General features: G+C 69.0%; 14 protein-coding genes. 7 read left to right on the top strand and 7 right to left on the bottom strand.

What is annotated here, in order from left to right:
- The first annotated feature begins 32 nt into the window (after nt 1-32).
- Nucleotides 33-1,406, top strand: coding sequence for an NAD-dependent succinate-semialdehyde dehydrogenase (locus tag BKA16_RS19290; RefSeq protein ID WP_183372186.1), 1,374 nt, complete (start codon nt 33-35; stop codon nt 1,404-1,406).
- 48 nt (nt 1,407-1,454) lie between these two features.
- On the opposite strand, the gene BKA16_RS19285 is transcribed toward BKA16_RS19290, so the two are convergent.
- From BKA16_RS19285 to BKA16_RS19275, 3 genes are all read right to left on the bottom strand, one after another.
- Nucleotides 1,455-2,267, bottom strand: coding sequence for a mycofactocin-coupled SDR family oxidoreductase (locus BKA16_RS19285; protein ID WP_183372185.1), 813 nt, complete (start codon nt 2,265-2,267; stop codon nt 1,455-1,457).
- A gap of 110 nt (nt 2,268-2,377) precedes the next feature.
- Complete coding sequence (locus tag BKA16_RS19280; RefSeq protein WP_183372184.1) at nt 2,378-3,514, bottom strand: hypothetical protein; 1,137 nt, start codon at nt 3,512-3,514, stop codon at nt 2,378-2,380.
- A 34-nt stretch (nt 3,515-3,548) separates the two neighbouring features.
- The gene (locus BKA16_RS19275) at nt 3,549-4,112 is read right to left on the bottom strand and encodes an HhH-GPD-type base excision DNA repair protein (RefSeq protein ID WP_183372183.1); all 564 of its coding nucleotides are present in this window, start codon (nt 4,110-4,112) and stop codon (nt 3,549-3,551) included.
- Between the two features lie 119 nt (nt 4,113-4,231).
- On the opposite strand from BKA16_RS19275, the gene BKA16_RS19270 reads away from it, so the two are divergent.
- Entirely contained in the window at nt 4,232-4,738 is a 507-nt protein-coding gene (locus BKA16_RS19270; protein ID WP_183372182.1) for a hypothetical protein, read from the top strand.
- A gap of 58 nt (nt 4,739-4,796) precedes the next feature.
- On the opposite strand, the gene BKA16_RS19265 is transcribed toward BKA16_RS19270, so the two are convergent.
- From BKA16_RS19265 to BKA16_RS19255, 3 genes are all read right to left on the bottom strand, one after another.
- A complete protein-coding gene (locus BKA16_RS19265; RefSeq protein ID WP_183372181.1) occupies nt 4,797-6,011 on the bottom strand; it encodes an alpha/beta hydrolase in 1,215 nt (404 codons plus the stop codon).
- Between the two features lie 51 nt (nt 6,012-6,062).
- The gene (locus BKA16_RS19260) at nt 6,063-7,115 is read right to left on the bottom strand and encodes a hypothetical protein (protein WP_221246924.1); all 1,053 of its coding nucleotides are present in this window, start codon (nt 7,113-7,115) and stop codon (nt 6,063-6,065) included.
- Between the two features lie 255 nt (nt 7,116-7,370).
- Nucleotides 7,371-8,237 (bottom strand): Rv1157c family protein, encoded by an 867-nt coding sequence (locus BKA16_RS19255; RefSeq protein ID WP_183372180.1) that lies wholly within the window; start codon nt 8,235-8,237, stop codon nt 7,371-7,373.
- Between the two features lie 235 nt (nt 8,238-8,472).
- On the opposite strand from BKA16_RS19255, the gene BKA16_RS19250 reads away from it, so the two are divergent.
- The 4 genes from BKA16_RS19250 to BKA16_RS19235 are packed head-to-tail and all read left to right on the top strand — an operon-like array spanning nt 8,473 to nt 12,545.
- Nucleotides 8,473-9,504 (top strand): thiamine ABC transporter substrate-binding protein, encoded by a 1,032-nt coding sequence (locus tag BKA16_RS19250; RefSeq protein WP_387996075.1) that lies wholly within the window; start codon nt 8,473-8,475, stop codon nt 9,502-9,504.
- Nucleotides 9,505-9,530: 26 nt separating this feature from the next.
- The gene (locus BKA16_RS19245; protein ID WP_343067622.1) at nt 9,531-11,135 is read left to right on the top strand and encodes an ABC transporter permease; all 1,605 of its coding nucleotides are present in this window, start codon (nt 9,531-9,533) and stop codon (nt 11,133-11,135) included.
- Complete coding sequence (locus BKA16_RS19240) at nt 11,119-12,138, top strand: ABC transporter ATP-binding protein (RefSeq protein WP_183372179.1); 1,020 nt, start codon at nt 11,119-11,121, stop codon at nt 12,136-12,138. The genes BKA16_RS19245 and BKA16_RS19240 overlap by 17 nt, the downstream gene beginning before the upstream one ends.
- Entirely contained in the window at nt 12,135-12,545 is a 411-nt protein-coding gene (locus BKA16_RS19235; RefSeq protein WP_183372178.1) for a (deoxy)nucleoside triphosphate pyrophosphohydrolase, read from the top strand. Before BKA16_RS19240 ends, BKA16_RS19235 begins: the two co-directional genes overlap by 4 nt.
- An 8-nt stretch (nt 12,546-12,553) precedes the next feature.
- On the opposite strand, the gene BKA16_RS19230 is transcribed toward BKA16_RS19235, so the two are convergent.
- Nucleotides 12,554-12,730 carry a hypothetical protein gene (locus BKA16_RS19230; protein ID WP_183372177.1) on the bottom strand — a complete coding sequence of 59 codons (177 nt, stop codon included), beginning with the start codon at nt 12,728-12,730 and terminating at the stop codon, nt 12,554-12,556.
- A gap of 114 nt (nt 12,731-12,844) precedes the next feature.
- Between BKA16_RS19230 and typA the strand changes: the two genes are divergently transcribed.
- Nucleotides 12,845-14,755 (top strand): translational GTPase TypA, encoded by a 1,911-nt coding sequence (typA, locus tag BKA16_RS19225; protein ID WP_183372176.1) that lies wholly within the window; start codon nt 12,845-12,847, stop codon nt 14,753-14,755.
- The last annotated feature ends 16 nt before the right edge of the window (nt 14,756-14,771 follow it).

Genomic DNA, 14,771 nt, shown 5'->3' with positions numbered 1-14,771 from the left:
CGGGTGCGAGGTCCGCGCGTAGGGTCGGCGTCATGACCTCCTATGTCACAGAGAACCCGTCCACCGGCGTCGTCGAGAAGGAGTTCCCGACGATCTCCGACGATCAGATCGAGTCGATCCTGGCGCGGTCGGCGGCCGCGTACAAGTCCTGGAAGAACACCTCGGTCGATGAACGCGTCGCGATGCTGCGCGCGACTGCCGCCGCCTACCGGGATCGCGCCGACGAACTCGCGGGCGTCATCGCCCGTGAGATGGGCAAACCGATTCCGCAGGGCAAGGGCGAGCTCGCGCTGACCGCGATGATCTACGACTGGTACGCCGACAACGGCCCGGCACTGCTCGAGACCGAGCAGCTCGATCCGCAGGGATCGGCCGAGTCGGTCGTCACTCGGGATCCGGTCGGGTCGCTGTTGGGCATCATGCCCTGGAACTTCCCGTACTACCAGGTGGCTCGGTTCGCCGCTCCGAACCTGTTGCTGGGCAACGTGATCATTCTCAAGCACGCGCCCATCTGCGCCGCGTCGTCGGCGTTGATGGAAGAGATCGCGCACGCGGCCGGAGTTCCGACCGACGCGTACATCAATATCTACGCGTCCAATGAGCAGATCGCCGAGATGATCGCCGACCGACGCATCCAGGGCGTCTCCCTGACCGGAAGCAGCCGCGCCGGGTCGGCGGTCGCCGAGGTCGCTGCTCGCAACCTCAAGAAGTCCGTTCTGGAACTCGGCGGGTCGGATGCGTTCATCCTCCTCGACTCCGACGACGCCGGCGCCGCGGCCGCGGGTGCGGCGGCGATGCGAACGATGAACTGCGGACAGGCGTGCAACTCGCCGAAGCGATTCATCGTCCACGAGTCCCTCTACGACGACTTCGTCTCCGGACTGGTGTCGGCCATCGACGGACTCACCGTCGGCGATCCGACCGAGAAGGGCACCAAACTGGGTCCGCTGTCGTCGGTCGCCGCGCGCGACCGCGTGGTCGAGCAGGTCGACGAAGCGGTCGCTCAAGGTGCCACGCTGCACACCGGCGGTACGGCTCTGGATCGCCCGGGCGCCTTCATGTCGCCCGCGGTGATCACCGGAGTCACCGCGGAGATGGCGCTCTACCGCGAGGAGATCTTCGGTCCGGTCGCCGTCGTGTATCCGGTCGCCGGCGACGACGAGGCCGTCGAGCTGGCCAACGACGTGGACTACGGACTCTCCGGGTCGGTATGGAGTTCGGACATCGAGCGGGCCAAGAGCCTCGCCGACCGTCTCGACGTCGGCATGGCCTTCGTCAACGAGCACGGGACGACGCTGCCGGGCCTGCCGTTCGGCGGTGTCAAACAGTCCGGCTACGGGCGCGAACTCGGACAGTGGGGTCTCGGCGAGTTCGCCAATCTGCGTCTGCGTCGCGTCGCGAAGTGAGTCGAGCCGGCCGGGATCTCGACTTCGCTCGATCAGCGGGGGCGGGTCTCAGAAGTACTGGGCGCCGCCGTCCACGGAGAGGTGCTCGGCCGTGATGAACGACGACTCGTCGGAGGCGAGGAAGGCGACGGCGTCGGCGATCTGATCGGGCTCGGCCGCGTACTCGTTGAGGAACGGTGTGCCCATCGGAGCCAGACGCGGATTCGCCTCGTTGGTCGCCGCGATCCGCTCCTGCATCTGACCGGAGCCCATCGGAGTGTTCACACCGCCCGGGTGCACACTGTTCACCCGGATGTTGTGCGCGCCGAGTTCGGCGGCGAACGCCCGCGTCATGCCGGTCACCGCATGCTTGCTCGTCGTGTAGTGAATCATGAACGGCTGCATCTTCTTACCCGCGTAAGAACTGGTCAGGATCACCGAACCACGGCCGGTCTCGATCAGATGCGGCGCCGACGCCATCACGGTGTTCCACACGCCGGTCACGTTGATGTCGAGGGTGTCCTGGAAGATTTTGGGAGTCGACTCGTCCCAGGTGGCCGGGATGCAGATGCCCGCATTGGCGACGACGATGTCGAGACGGCCCCATCGGGCGGTGGCGTCGGCGGCGAGTCTCCTGAGCGCTTCGAGGTCGCGTACGTCGCCCTGCACGAGCAGCGACTCACGTCCCTCGCCGTCGACGAGCCGGGCGGTCTCGGCGAGATCCTCGGGTGTCGCATGGTCGTAGGGGATGCCGTCGATCGGACCCGCGATGTCCAGTCCCGCGATGTTCGCGCCCTCACGGGCCAGTCGTACGGCGTGCGCTCGGCCCTGTCCTCGCGCCACGCCGGTGATCAGCGCTACGCGTCCGTCCAGCTTGCTCATGATTGAACCCCTCCGTTCGACGGCGTCGTCGAGATATCGACTGCCTCTGTCGTATCAGAGGAGGAGTGGGCCGCGAGCCGCAATCGGCGGTTGTGGCATGGAGTGCAATATCAGGTGGTGGGAGGCAGTTGCTGGTCGTACCCGCCGCGGCCGCCTCCGCCGTTGCCCGCACCGCCGCGAATCAGCCGCTTGGGCAGGCGCTCGGCGAGCCCGCCGATCGGTGCGACCGATGCGTTGAGCAGTTCGACGATCTCGTTGAGCCGGTCCACCGTCTCCTGCATCGCGGCCAGGTTCGGGGGCAGCGAGGCGAGGGTCTCCGAGAGCTCGGTGAACTTGTCGAGTGGACCGCCCACTTCGATGAGCCGGTCCAGCGCGCCGCCTTCGCCGAGCAACTGGTCGAGGAGTCCGTCGTCGCTCGCCGCTCGATCGAGTAGGCCGTCCTGTTTGGCGAGTTTCTCCAGGACCCCGTCGGGGGCGGTCAGCTTGTCGACGATGCCGCCTTCGGACGTGAGCCGTTCCAGGATTCCTTCGTTCTCGGTGAACTGGTCGACGACGCCGCCCTCGCGGGTCAGGCGGTCGAGAGGGCCGTCCTTGGCGGCGAGTCGCATCAGGATGCCGTTCTCGTCGGTCATGAGGTCGAGGAGTCCGCCGTCGGCGGTGAGTCGTTCGAGGATTCCTTCGTTCTCGGTGAACTGGTCGACGACGCCGCCCTCGCGCGTCAGGCGGTCGAGCAGCCCGCCCTCGGAGGTGAGTCGTTCGAGGATGCCCTCGCTGTCGGTGAACTGGTCGACGACGCCGCCCTCGCGGGTCAGGCGGTCCAGGGGGCCGTCCTTGGCGGACACCCGCATCAGGATGCCCTTCTCGTCGGTCATCTGATCGAGGAGTCCGCCGGGCTCGGTCAGCTTGTCGAGCAGACCGTTCTTGGCGGTGAGCCGGTCGATGACACCGCCGGGCTGCACCAGCCGGTCGAGCGGTCCGCCGTTGGCGAGGAGCCTGCCGAACGGGCGATCCGGTCCGAGGAGGTCGGCCACCTGGCCGAGGATCGCCAACGGTGCGCGCACGGACGCGATGTCGGCATCCGAGTGGATGCCGAGCACCTCGTTGACCTCGGTCTCGATGCTTCCTGCGCTCAGCCGGGCGACGTTGACCGCGGACTCGACGGTACCGAGAACGATGCCGGTGGTGGCGAAGCCGATGCGGAACGGCAGGCTGATGATGCCGCGAGCGTCGAGGGGTGGCTTGCTCATGCGCGAAAGTGTACCCGGCGGTACCACCTTCGGGTCACTTCTTGGCTGCCGCCTTGGCTGCCTTCTTGAACTCGCGCACCTTGATCAGGGAGTCGCCGTCGACGACGTCGGCCACCGAACGGAACCCTTTCCGGCCGTAGTCCCCGGTCACAGTGGTCCAGCCCGAGGGCTTCACGTCGAGTTGCTTGGCGAGCAGAGCGGTGAAGATCTTGGCCTTCTGCTCACCGAATCCGGGCAGTGCGCGGATGCGGGAGAACAACTCCTTGCCGGTCGTGGCGGTGGTCCAGATCGATTCGGTGTCGCCGTCGTACTCGTCGACGACGATCTTCGCGAGCTCTTGAATGCGGCCGGCCATCGACCGTCCGTACCGGTGCACCGCCGGGGGAGTGGCGCACATGTCGGCGAACGCCTCGGGGTCGGCGGCGGCGATGGCCTCCGGGTCGAGTGACCCGAACCGTTCGACGATCTTGGCGGGCCCGGCGAACGCCCGCTCCATCGGGAACTGCTGGTCTAAGAGCATTCCCGTCACGAGCGCGAACGCGTCCGTCGACAGCAGTTCGTCGGCTACCGGGTCCTGAGCGATCTGGAGTCTGGCCATGCAGTCATCGTAGATGGTGGGAGGCGGCCGAGCCTCGATCCGCGCAATCGCCGGTCCCGGGGCGACGGCGGTGGCACACTGGCCGCATGCGCGGACAGGGGCAGATGCGGAGTTCACACATGTCGAGGATCACCCGGGGTGGGGCGGCACTGGGTGCGGCGGCGTTGGCCGTCGTCGCGTCGGGGCTCGTCGCGCCGCGAGCTGATGCCGCACCCTATTCGGCCGGCGACTACGTCAAGACGGTGCACTGCAATGTCGCCGACCCGTATCCGGGGCCGCGGATCCCGGTCCCGGTCGACGTCTACACCGGGATGACGTTTCCGTCCGACGGACTGCCGGGGCCCGCGATCTCGTTGCGCGCCAACGATCCTCGGCCGGGCGGACAGTGGGGCAACGTGTTCGAGTACACGATCTCGACGACGGTGAACTGGAAGAACCTGCGCACCGGACGAAGCGGCAGGGTGGTCGTGCCGACGCGATCGACGCACTACCAGTGGGAGGCGGTGGTCCATCCGGGCGCTGGACCGGTGCGCCTGACGATCAGACAGAAGGCCGGTGCGCTCGTCTGGAACCCGATGGTGAACCCGCAGTACCGGACATGCAGCACCACGGCGGTGAGCAGGTAGCGCCGCAATCGTCTGACCACGACTGCGGCGTCGGCCCGCGTACTCCGGCCTAGAAGGCCTAGAACAGCTTCTTGAGGAAGTCGGCCTGCGCGGCCTTCTCCTGTCGGTCGGCGTCGCGAGCGTCGCCGGTCAGGTAGGTCTTGGCGGCGACCTTGTTGCTGGCGAGCTGCGCGGTCGTCACGTACTGCAGGCTGGCCGGAACGTCGGTCTCGTCGTCGACGAGCTTCTGGCTCAACATGATCGGACGGCTGAAGCCGCTCGAGGGCAGCGCCAGTGCCTTGCGGAGTTCGGCGAGCAGTGCACTGTCGGACGAGACCGCCTTGCGGACCAGGTCTGCGAGGTTGGTTCCGCCGATGGCCTTGGTCAACGCGGGTGCGCAGACCTGTCTGGCCTTCTGGACCAGGTTCCGTCCGCGCTGAGTGAGGAGCGGCTCGACCTGCTCGGAGTCGACCGAGGCCAACGTGTACACGACCTCGGTCACGGTGCCCGCCGACACCTTCGCCGACCGCGGGCTCAGGCCGGTCACCACCTCGTCGTATCCGACGGGGAGAGTCGTCGCCGTGGCGCCGCGGAAGTCCAGACCGGACGGCTGCGACGACGCGGCCGACTGCGCCAACTGCACGGCGGCGCCCGCGCCGAGTCCCTCGCCGACGGCTGCCCACTTCGACGAGAGCGACGGCTCGACGTCGGACGCGGCCGAGACCGCGTCGACCAGACCGTCGGCGGTCGAGCCGTAGTCGACGTACTGCGGCGAGCCGGCGACGCCGACCATCGAGTAGTCCGGAACGATCACCGCGTAGTCGCCGCGCAGGAGGTCGGAGACGGTGGCGACGTCGGCCGTGAGCTTGGACTGCGTCGGTCCGCACTGGCTCGCCAGTCCGGCGGGCGCGTGTGCGTACGCCACCACGGGCCAGCCGCCCGACGGCGCCGCTCCCTGCGGTTCGAGGAGGACCGCGGTCGACAGGTGCATCCGGTCGTCGCTGCCCTGTGTCCAGTAGCTGAACTGCTGACCGCTGGACGCGCCCGCCGCCAGGTCGGTGTCGGCGACGGGGCGGTTCGCGAACACGGATCCTGCGGTCTGGCCTCCGCGAGGCGTCTGCTGGGTGGACTGTTCGGGCTCGGCGAACGCCTGTGTGGCGGTCACACCGCCCGCGACGAGACCGGCCGAGACGACGGTTGCCCCGACGGCCTTGACGGTTCGCGACACGCGAGGACGGCCTCGGTGCGGAGCGGGGTCGGCTGCGGGCGGAATGTGACGGGGCTGGGCGGTCATGGTCGGTCCTTCATGGTGTATCGGCGAGATCGGTGGGGCGGGGGCGCCGCGTCAGTTCTTGACCGCGCCGAGGGCGGGCAGGAAGTAGCAGGTGCGGCCGCTCGACGACGTGGTGCCGAACACCGCCGAGAGAACGGTGCCCTCCCCGGTCGCGGCCTGTGCGAGCCGGACGCCGCTGAAGTCCTCGCCCGCCGTGATCGCCTTCAGCATCTGGCCGACGCTGGGATCGTCGCTGATGGGCTTGAGCGGCTCCATGCCGCCCTGCAGTGTCGACGTGTTGAACCACGCCACCTGCAGCTGGTCCGAGCCGGTCTTCGACGGTGCGACGAGGGCATACGCCGTCTCGCCCTTGTCGACGGCCTGCAGTCGCGACCGTGCGGCCGGATCGGCCAGCTTGAGCAGACGGTCGGCGCCCGAACCGGTGAGGAGATCACCGATCAGACCGGTCTCGGTGTTCGGCCAGGGGCCCGGGGCCGCGACGACGGGCGCGGTCACGACGCCGAGCGGGTTGTCGTCGGTCGGAGCCGCGCAGAACGGTGCGATCGCGGGCGATAGCATCTGTGTGCCGGTCAGTCGCTGCAGCGTGCCGAGGTCGTCGCCTGCGGCGGGTACTGCGGCGTCGGCGGCCACCTGGTCGGGAACGACGGGGTCGGTCGGCGCGGGTGCACCGGTGGTCTCCGGGTCGCCGGGCGTGGGCGCGACGTCGCTGGGCGCGTTGGGCAGCAGGCCGTCCAGGGCGCTGCCGTCCAGGCCGAGAGACGACAGGAGCGACGACGGGTCGAGCTGGCCCTGAGAACCGAGGATCGAGCTCAACGCCTCCACCGCCTCATCGGCACCGCCCGACGCCTTGAGGGTGCGCAGCAACTCGGCGAGTTCGGCGTCGCCCGGGATGCCGCTCAGGGTGGGCGCCTGACCGTCGGTTGCGGGCGCGGCGGGATCGGAAGAGGGAGCATCAGGGGCGGGCGTCTGCGTCTCCGGTGCCGGGGCGCCGGGAACAGCGGGGGAGGGTGCGGGATCGGCGGCCGCCGGTCCCGGTGCGCCGAGCGCGACCGTCACCGCCGCTGCGGCACAGACGATTCCGGCACGGACTGAGTTCCTGACCACGGCCACAGGGTTCCTCCACTAATACGTGATCCGCCACGGCGACATGGCGCGGAACCGATGACGGCCCGCGACGAGTTGTGTCAGGTGTGACAGATGATGTTCATGTTAATGGTGGGGCTTGTGATGGCTGAATTCAAGGAGCGTGTCCGACTTGTGACATCGCTGCGACCGACGAGTGACCGACAACGCCGCCGGCCGGTGGATCCGTGTCAGTGGGTGACTCGGATCCACCGGCCGGCGGTGGGGGTTCGACGCTCAGACGATCGCGGTGCCGATGGTCGGCGCGATCGTGCACGAGATGGTGCGGCCCTTCGACTTCGTCGTGACCTCGCCGTAGATCGTCGAGACGATCCGGCCGCGGCCGGTGGTCGCGATGCCGGTGAAGGTCCCGGGGCCGTCGACGGCGTTGATCTTCGGATTCGGCTTCAGTGCGGTCTGACCGGTGCGGCCGTTCTCGAGATTCAGCCATGAGACCCAGAGCTTGCGGACGGACGACTTGGCCGGCCCGGTGCCGAGGCTCGTGTAGACGAAACCGGCCTGCCCGCGCTTGGGGCCCGGGGCCGGGGCGGCCTGCGGGCCGGCGGTGGCCAGGGCGCGGCCGAGTGAGTTGCCGCCGTCGGGCATGCAGCCGAAGCCCAGGGTCGGGTACAGGAACTCCTGGATTCGCGGCTTGTTCGGTCCGGTCGGAATGTTCGGCGCGCCCTTCTCGGCGACGTCCTTCTTGGCGACGCCGTCCGGCGACGGGATGGCGCCGAGGGCGACGGCCCGCTCCTTGCCGGGTTCGCCGAGGAAGTCGATCAGCGACTTCCAGGTCTCGGCGGCCTGCGCGGGCACCGCCGGATTGTCGGCGAGCTTGCGCGCCTGGTCGAGCAGGTCGGTGTTGACCTCGCCGTCTTGATCGCGGGTCGCCACCGACCCGATCAGTGCGGGAGCGAAGGTCCCGATCGACTCGAGCACCTCGGGGTCGACATGCTGGGCCGTCTCCGGCAGCGGGATGGTCTGCTGACTCGACGGAGCCGGCGCGGCGGGCTCGGCGTGAGCGGCCGCCGGGGTCACGAGGGCTCCGGTCACCGCGACGGCGGCGAGGACGGTGGCGGTGCGGCTGGTGCGCGGCAATCGCACGTCGGATCCAATCGGTAGGCGGCACAGAAAATCTGACGCGAGTCTAACCTGATCGCCATGAAACTACTGAGGCTGGTGTGAAAATTGTTATAGGTGTGAAACCTGGTGACAACAGTGACGTCATCGGCCTCGAGTCGGTTCGTCGGCGAAGGTCTTCGCCTGGTTAGATTCGTCTGAGAGCCGCACGTTGTTACGCGGCGGTGCCGTTCACGTCGACTACAGGAGTCCGCTCACAGTGAAACGCAGTGCCCAGACGTTCCGCGGAGTGCTCGCGCTCGGGCTGGCGACGGTCCTCGGTGCGGGAGCGCTCGCCTGCACGTCGTCGGATCCGGCCGACGAGGTCAATCTGATGACGCACGACTCGTTCGAACTCCCGCAGAGACTCGTCGAGAAGTTTCAGGACGACACCGGTCTCAAACTCAACATCATGCGCTCGGGCGATGCGGGTCAGTTGTCGTCCGTGGTCTCGCTGACCCCGGGCTCGCCGAAGGGCGACGCCGTCTACGGCATCGACAACACCTTCGCGGCCCGTCCGATCGAGGCGGGCGCCCTGGAGCCGTACACCTCGCCGCTCGCCGCGAACGGCGCCGCGGACTTCGCCATCGAGAATCACGTCGACCAGTTGACGGCCGTCGACCGCGGCGACGTCTGCATCAATGTCGACGACGACTGGTTCGACGACAAGGGGGTGGCCGCGCCGACCAGCATGGACGATCTGACCAAGCCGGAGTACCGCGACCTCACCGTCTTGATGGACCCGGCCACCTCGTCGCCGGGGATGAGCTTCCTGCTCGCGACGGTCGGTCGCTACGGGAACAAGGCGCGGGACTACTGGCGTGATCTGAGCGGGAACGGCGCCCAGATCGTCGACGGTTGGGAGATCGCCTACAACCAGGTGTTCAGCGCGGGCGAAGGCCACGGCGCCAAGCCGATCGTGGTCTCCTACGCGTCGAGCCCGGCGGCCACACCCGGCACCCACGCGATCCTCGACAGCTGCTTCGCGCAGATCGAGTACGTCGGCGTCCTCAAGGGTGCCCGCAACGTCGACGGTGCGAAGAAGGTGGTCGACTTCCTGTTGAGCCCGGAGGTCCAGGCCGCGCTGCCGACGGCGATGTACGTCTACCCCGTGCAGAAGAACGTCCCGCTGCCCGCCGACTGGCGCCAGCGCGCACCCGCGCCGTCGTGGACGGTCAAGATGAGCCCTGACTACATCAACGCCCATCGTGAGGAGTGGCTCACTCAGTGGCGGGAGACGGTGGGGCGCTGACCCTCCCGAGTGGCGGACCGGACGCGGTGCGGTTCGTCCGCGGAGCCGTGCTCCTGGTTCCGCTCCTGTTCACCGCCGCGGTCTTCGCGTGGCCGCTCGGGACGCTGGCGGTCCACGCCTTCGGCTCCGGCGACGCGGTGTCCCTCACCCGCGCGTGGGAGGCCACCGGCGCGTGGCGTCTGCTCGGTGTCACCGCCGCCCAGGCCGCCGGGTCGGCCGCGGCGGCGCTCGTGGTGGCCGCGCCGATCGTCTGGCTGATCTCCACCGTTCGACTTCCCGGAACCGGACTGCTGCGGATCGTCGTCACCCTGCCGTTCGTGTTGCCGACCGTCGTGGTGGGCGTCGCGTTCCGAGCCCTGTTCGACGGCCCGCTCGGCTTCCTCGGGGCGTCCCAGGGCTGGACGGTGATCATCGCCGCGCACACCTTCCTCAACGTGGCCGTCGTCGTGCGCGTGGTCTCGGCCGCCTGGCAGCGTGTCGATCCGCGTCAAGTCGCCGCCGCGCGGACCCTCGGAGCCTCGCGTACGCGGGCCTTCCTGGGCATCGTCGCCCCGCGGCTCCTCCCCGCGGCCGCGGCCGCGTTCGCGCTGATCTTCCTGTTCTGCTCCACCAGCTACGGCGTGATCGTCATCCTCGGCGGCGGTCAGGCCCGCACCCTCGAGACGGAGATCTACCAGCAGGGCATCGGCTATGCGCGGCTGCCCGAAGCCGTCGCGTTGTCGGTGCTGCAGATCGTGATGGTCCTGGTGGCGCTCGCGGTGGCGCGCCTGCTCGGATCGGCACGGGTTCCACAGGCCGGGGTCATGACACGAGCGCGCCGACCACGCGGTCTGGCCTGGATCGCCGTGGGGGCGGTCCTCGTATGGACCGCCGTGTGGCTCGTCCTGCCGATCGTGACCCTGGTGGTCCGGTCGTTGCGTCCGGGCGGACACTGGGGCCTGGCGGGCTACCGCATGCTGACCGACGACACCTACGGGACCTCCGCGACGTCCTCGCTCTGGTACTCGGTGACCAGCGCGTTGCTCGCCACCGTGATCGCCGTCGTCGTCGGTCTCCTGGGAGCCGCCGCACTGACTCGCGGCGGCGGGATCGTCACCCGGGCCGGGGCCGCTCTGTCGTTGTTGCCGCTCGGGGTCAGCGCCGTGACCCTGGGCTTCGGCTATGTGCTCGCGCTGTCGAGGCTGCCGTACGAGGTGGCCGCATCGCCGCTGGTCGTGCCGTGCGTCCAGGCGCTGATCGCGATACCCGTGGTGATCGGCGTCATGGTGCCCGCATTCGAGCAGGTGTCGCCCCGGCTGCGTGACGCCGCCGCGACGCTCGGCGCGGGTCCGCTTCGCGTGTTCGTCACCGTCGACCTGCGGCTCACCGCGCGGTCGTTGAGTGCCGCGGCCGCATTCGCCTTCGTCATGGCGATCGGCGAGTTCGGCGCGACGACGTTCCTGGCCCGCGCGAACACCACGACCCTGCCGGTGCTGATCGGCTCGCTGATGGGTCGCCCGGGCGCCGACAACTACGCCGCGGCGATGGCCGCGTCCGTCCTGCTCGTCGCCGTCAGTGCCGTCGTGGTCGCCACGGCGGAGCTGACGGCCGCCGCCCGAGGGGAGAAGAAGACCGATGCTCACGCTGACTGACGTGTCGATCCGCTACGGCGCGCGCGAGGTGGTGCACGACGTCGACTGGGAGGTCGGCGGGTCGTCGCTGGTCACCGCGCTTCTCGGTCCTTCCGGCTGCGGTAAGTCGACGTTGCTGCGGGCCATCGCAGGTCTCGAACCGGTCGCCGCGGGCACCCTCGCCTACGACGGTGCGGACCTCGCCCGAGTACCCGTGCATCGCCGGGACTTCGGCGTCGTGTTCCAGGACGGTCAGCTCTTCGCCGGTCGCTCCGTGGGACAGAACGTGGCCTACGGGCTCGCGCGTCGAGGCATGGGACGGCGGGCGGCCCGTGAGCGTGTCGACGAACTCCTCGATCTGGTACAGCTGCCCGGCTTCGCCGACCGTCGCGTCGGCGAGCTGTCCGGCGGTCAGGCGCAGCGCGTCGCCCTCGCCCGCGCGCTGGCGCCGCGTCCGCGCCTGATGCTGCTCGACGAACCGCTCGCCGCGCTCGACCGCCGTCTCCGCGACGACCTCGCCGTGGCGATCGCCGACATCGTCCGCGCCTCGCGGACGCCGACCGTGGTCGTCACCCACGATCACGGCGAGGCCGCCCTGATGGCCGACGTCGTCTCGGTGATGCGCGAGGGGACGATCGTCGACACCGCGCCGCCGCAGCGTCTGTGGCGCCGCCCGGCCGACGAATGGACCGCGAGTTTCCTCGGCGCCTCGGACATCGTCGACGGGGAGGTGTCGGGCGGACGCCTGACCACCGGGTTCGGCGACATCGCGATAGACGACGGCCTCTCGGACGTGCCCGCGGGGCCGTGCCGGGTGGCGCTGCGTCCGGACTCGTTGCGCGCCGATCCCGACCCGGGAAGTGAGGCGACGGTGGTGCGTGCGGCGCCGCTGATCGGCTCGTGGCGCCTGGTGGTCGACGTAGCAGGACGGTGGGTGGACGCGATCGCCGACCGACCGGTGCGTGAGGGCGACCGGGTGTCGCTGACCCCGATGCCCGAGCGGATCGGGGTGGTGCGCGCATGAGCGCCACGACGGTCGTCGCCGGGGCGATCCTGTCCGACGACGGACGGATCCTGCTCGCGCAACGGGCCTATCCGCCCGAGCTCGCCGGACTGTGGGAGCTGCCCGGCGGCAAGGTGGAACCGGGCGAAACGCTCGCCGATGCTCTGGTCCGGGAACTGTGTGAGGAATTAAACGTTCGGGTCGAGGTGGGGGACCGTCTCGCCGTCGCGGTGACGCTCGAGTCCGGGCTGGAGCTGATCGCACTGCGCGCGACGATCGTGGACGGGACGCCGACGGCCGCCGAGCATCGCATGATCGAGTGGGTCGACGCCGAGCGGTTGCGGGCGCTCGACCAGGCCGGGGCCGTCGTGCCCAACGATCGTGAATGGCTTCCCGAGATACTCGCTGACCTGCTCGAACGAGGATGATGCGCGATTCAGGCCGCGCGAGCCTTCTTCAGCGCCTTCGTCGCCTGCTTCTTCGACATGGAGTCGCAGTCGAGTTTGCCCATGCGATGGATCACCACCGGGCACCGTAGGCAGCGCGTCGACTTGCGGCAGCACTTCTTCTTCGGCTTCATGCGCGCGACGCGGGCGGGATCGTTCTTACCCATACCGAAAGATTAGCTCAGGCTAACCACATGGTCATAGTCGTCGGATCGCATGAGACCCGGGCATGCCGCTACTGTTACAGGGTTCAACATCCGGTGACGATGAAAGAGACCTTAGTGAGCGCAGTCCCCAACTTCCGTAACGTCGCGATCGTGGCGCACGTCGACCACGGTAAGACCACCTTGGTCGACGCGATGCTGCGTCAGTCCGGCGTGTTCGGCGAACGCGCCGAACTCGTCGACCGCGTCATGGACTCCGGCGACCTCGAACGCGAGAAGGGGATCACCATTCTCGCCAAGAACACCGCCGTGCACCGCCGCCAGCCGGACGGCTCCGAGTACGTCATCAACGTCATCGACACGCCCGGTCACGCCGACTTCGGCGGCGAGGTGGAGCGCGCGCTGTCGATGGTCGACGGTGTGGTCCTGCTCGTCGACGCCTCCGAGGGGCCGCTGCCGCAGACGCGCTTCGTGCTGCGCAAGGCGCTCGCCGCGTCGCTGCCGGTGATCCTGGTCGTGAACAAGACCGACCGCCCCGACGCCCGTATCGGCGACATCGTCACCGAGTCGCAGGACCTCCTCCTGGACCTCGCCTCCGATCTCGACGACGAGGAGGCCTCGCAGGCCGCCGAACTCGCACTGGAGCTCCCGGTGCTGTTCGCCTCCGGTCGCGCGGGCGTCGCCAGCATCGAGCAGCCCGCCGACGGCGAGGTGCCCCCGGGCGAGAACCTCGACCCGCTGTTCGACGTGCTCATCAACAGCGTCCCCGCGCCCAAGGGCGACGTCGACGCGCCGCTGCAGGCGCACGTCACCAACCTCGACGCGTCGCCGTTCCTCGGCAGGCTCGGGCTGGTTCGCATCCACAACGGCACGCTCCGCAAGGGACAGCAGGTCGCGTGGTGTCGCGAGGTCGACGGCGAGCCCGTCGTCGAGCGCGCCAAGATCACCGAGCTCCTGGTGACCCTCGGCGTGGACCGTGCGCCGGCCGACGTCGCCGTCGCCGGCGACATCGTCGCCGTCGCGGGCATGTCGGAGATCATGATCGGCGATACGCTCGCCGACTCGGAGAACCCGGTCGCGCTGCCGCGCATCACCGTCGACGAGCCGGCCATCTCGGCGATCGTCGGCACCAACACCGCGCCGCTCGCCGGCCGGGTCAAGGGCCACAAGCTCACCGCGCGCATGGTCAAGGATCGTCTGGACAGTGAGCTGATCGGCAACGTGTCGCTGCGCGTGCAGGACATCGGCCGCCCCGACGCCTGGGAGGTGCAGGGTCGCGGTGAGCTGGCGCTGGCGATCCTGGTCGAGCAGATGCGCCGCGAAGGCTTCGAGCTGACCGTCGGCAAACCGCAGGTCGTGACCCGCAAGGTCGACGGCAAGACGTACGAGCCGTTCGAACACCTGACGATCGACGTCCCGGAGGAGTACCTGGGTGCGGTGACCCAGCTGCTCGCCGCTCGCAAGGGCCGCATGGACCAGATGAACAACCACGGCAGCGGCTGGGTGCGCATGGAGTTCGAGATCCCGTCACGCGGTCTCATCGGCTTCCGCACCGACTTCATGACCGAGACCCGCGGCACCGGCATCGCCAACGCGGTGTTCGCCGAGTACGGCCCGTGGGCGGGTGAGATCCGCGCGCGCCACACCGGTTCGCTCGTCTCCGACCGTGCGGGCAGCGTCACCCCGTTCGCGATGATCCAGCTCGCCGATCGCGGCACCTTCTTCGTCGATCCGGGCGACGACACCTACGAGGGCCACGTGGTGGGCATCAACCCTCGCTTCGAGGATCTCGACATCAACGTGACCCGCGAGAAGAAGCTGACCAACATGCGTCAGTCCTCGGCCGATGTCATGGAGACACTGGCCAAGCCGATGGTCCTCGACCTCGAAGGCGCGATGGAGTTCTGTGCCGCCGACGAGTGCGTCGAGGTGACTCCCGAGGTGGTCCGCGTGCGTAAGCTGCATCTGGATGCCTCGACCCGCGCACGTGAGCGTTCGCGCGCCAAGGCACGCGACCAGAACTCGTAGAGCGGAAGGTGCGTGG

The organism is Gordonia humi, from assembly GCF_014197435.1.
Classification (GTDB): Bacteria; Actinomycetota; Actinomycetes; order Mycobacteriales; family Mycobacteriaceae; genus Gordonia; species Gordonia humi.
The sequence above is the reverse complement of the archived record's forward strand: the minus strand, read 5'-3'. Positions and strand labels throughout refer to the sequence as shown.

Coding starts and splice junctions, on each gene's coding strand:
- BKA16_RS19290 (WP_183372186.1), top strand. CDS start 33: ATGACCTCCTATGTCACAGAGAACCCGTCCACCGGCGTCGTCGAGAAG.
- BKA16_RS19285 (WP_183372185.1), bottom strand. CDS start 2,267: ATGAGCAAGCTGGACGGACGCGTAGCGCTGATCACCGGCGTGGCGCGA.
- BKA16_RS19280 (WP_183372184.1), bottom strand. CDS start 3,514: ATGAGCAAGCCACCCCTCGACGCTCGCGGCATCATCAGCCTGCCGTTC.
- BKA16_RS19275 (WP_183372183.1), bottom strand. CDS start 4,112: ATGGCCAGACTCCAGATCGCTCAGGACCCGGTAGCCGACGAACTGCTG.
- BKA16_RS19270 (WP_183372182.1), top strand. CDS start 4,232: ATGTCGAGGATCACCCGGGGTGGGGCGGCACTGGGTGCGGCGGCGTTG.
- BKA16_RS19265 (WP_183372181.1), bottom strand. CDS start 6,011: ATGACCGCCCAGCCCCGTCACATTCCGCCCGCAGCCGACCCCGCTCCG.
- BKA16_RS19240 (WP_183372179.1), top strand. CDS start 11,119: ATGCTCACGCTGACTGACGTGTCGATCCGCTACGGCGCGCGCGAGGTG.
- BKA16_RS19235 (WP_183372178.1), top strand. CDS start 12,135: ATGAGCGCCACGACGGTCGTCGCCGGGGCGATCCTGTCCGACGACGGA.
- BKA16_RS19230 (WP_183372177.1), bottom strand. CDS start 12,730: ATGGGTAAGAACGATCCCGCCCGCGTCGCGCGCATGAAGCCGAAGAAG.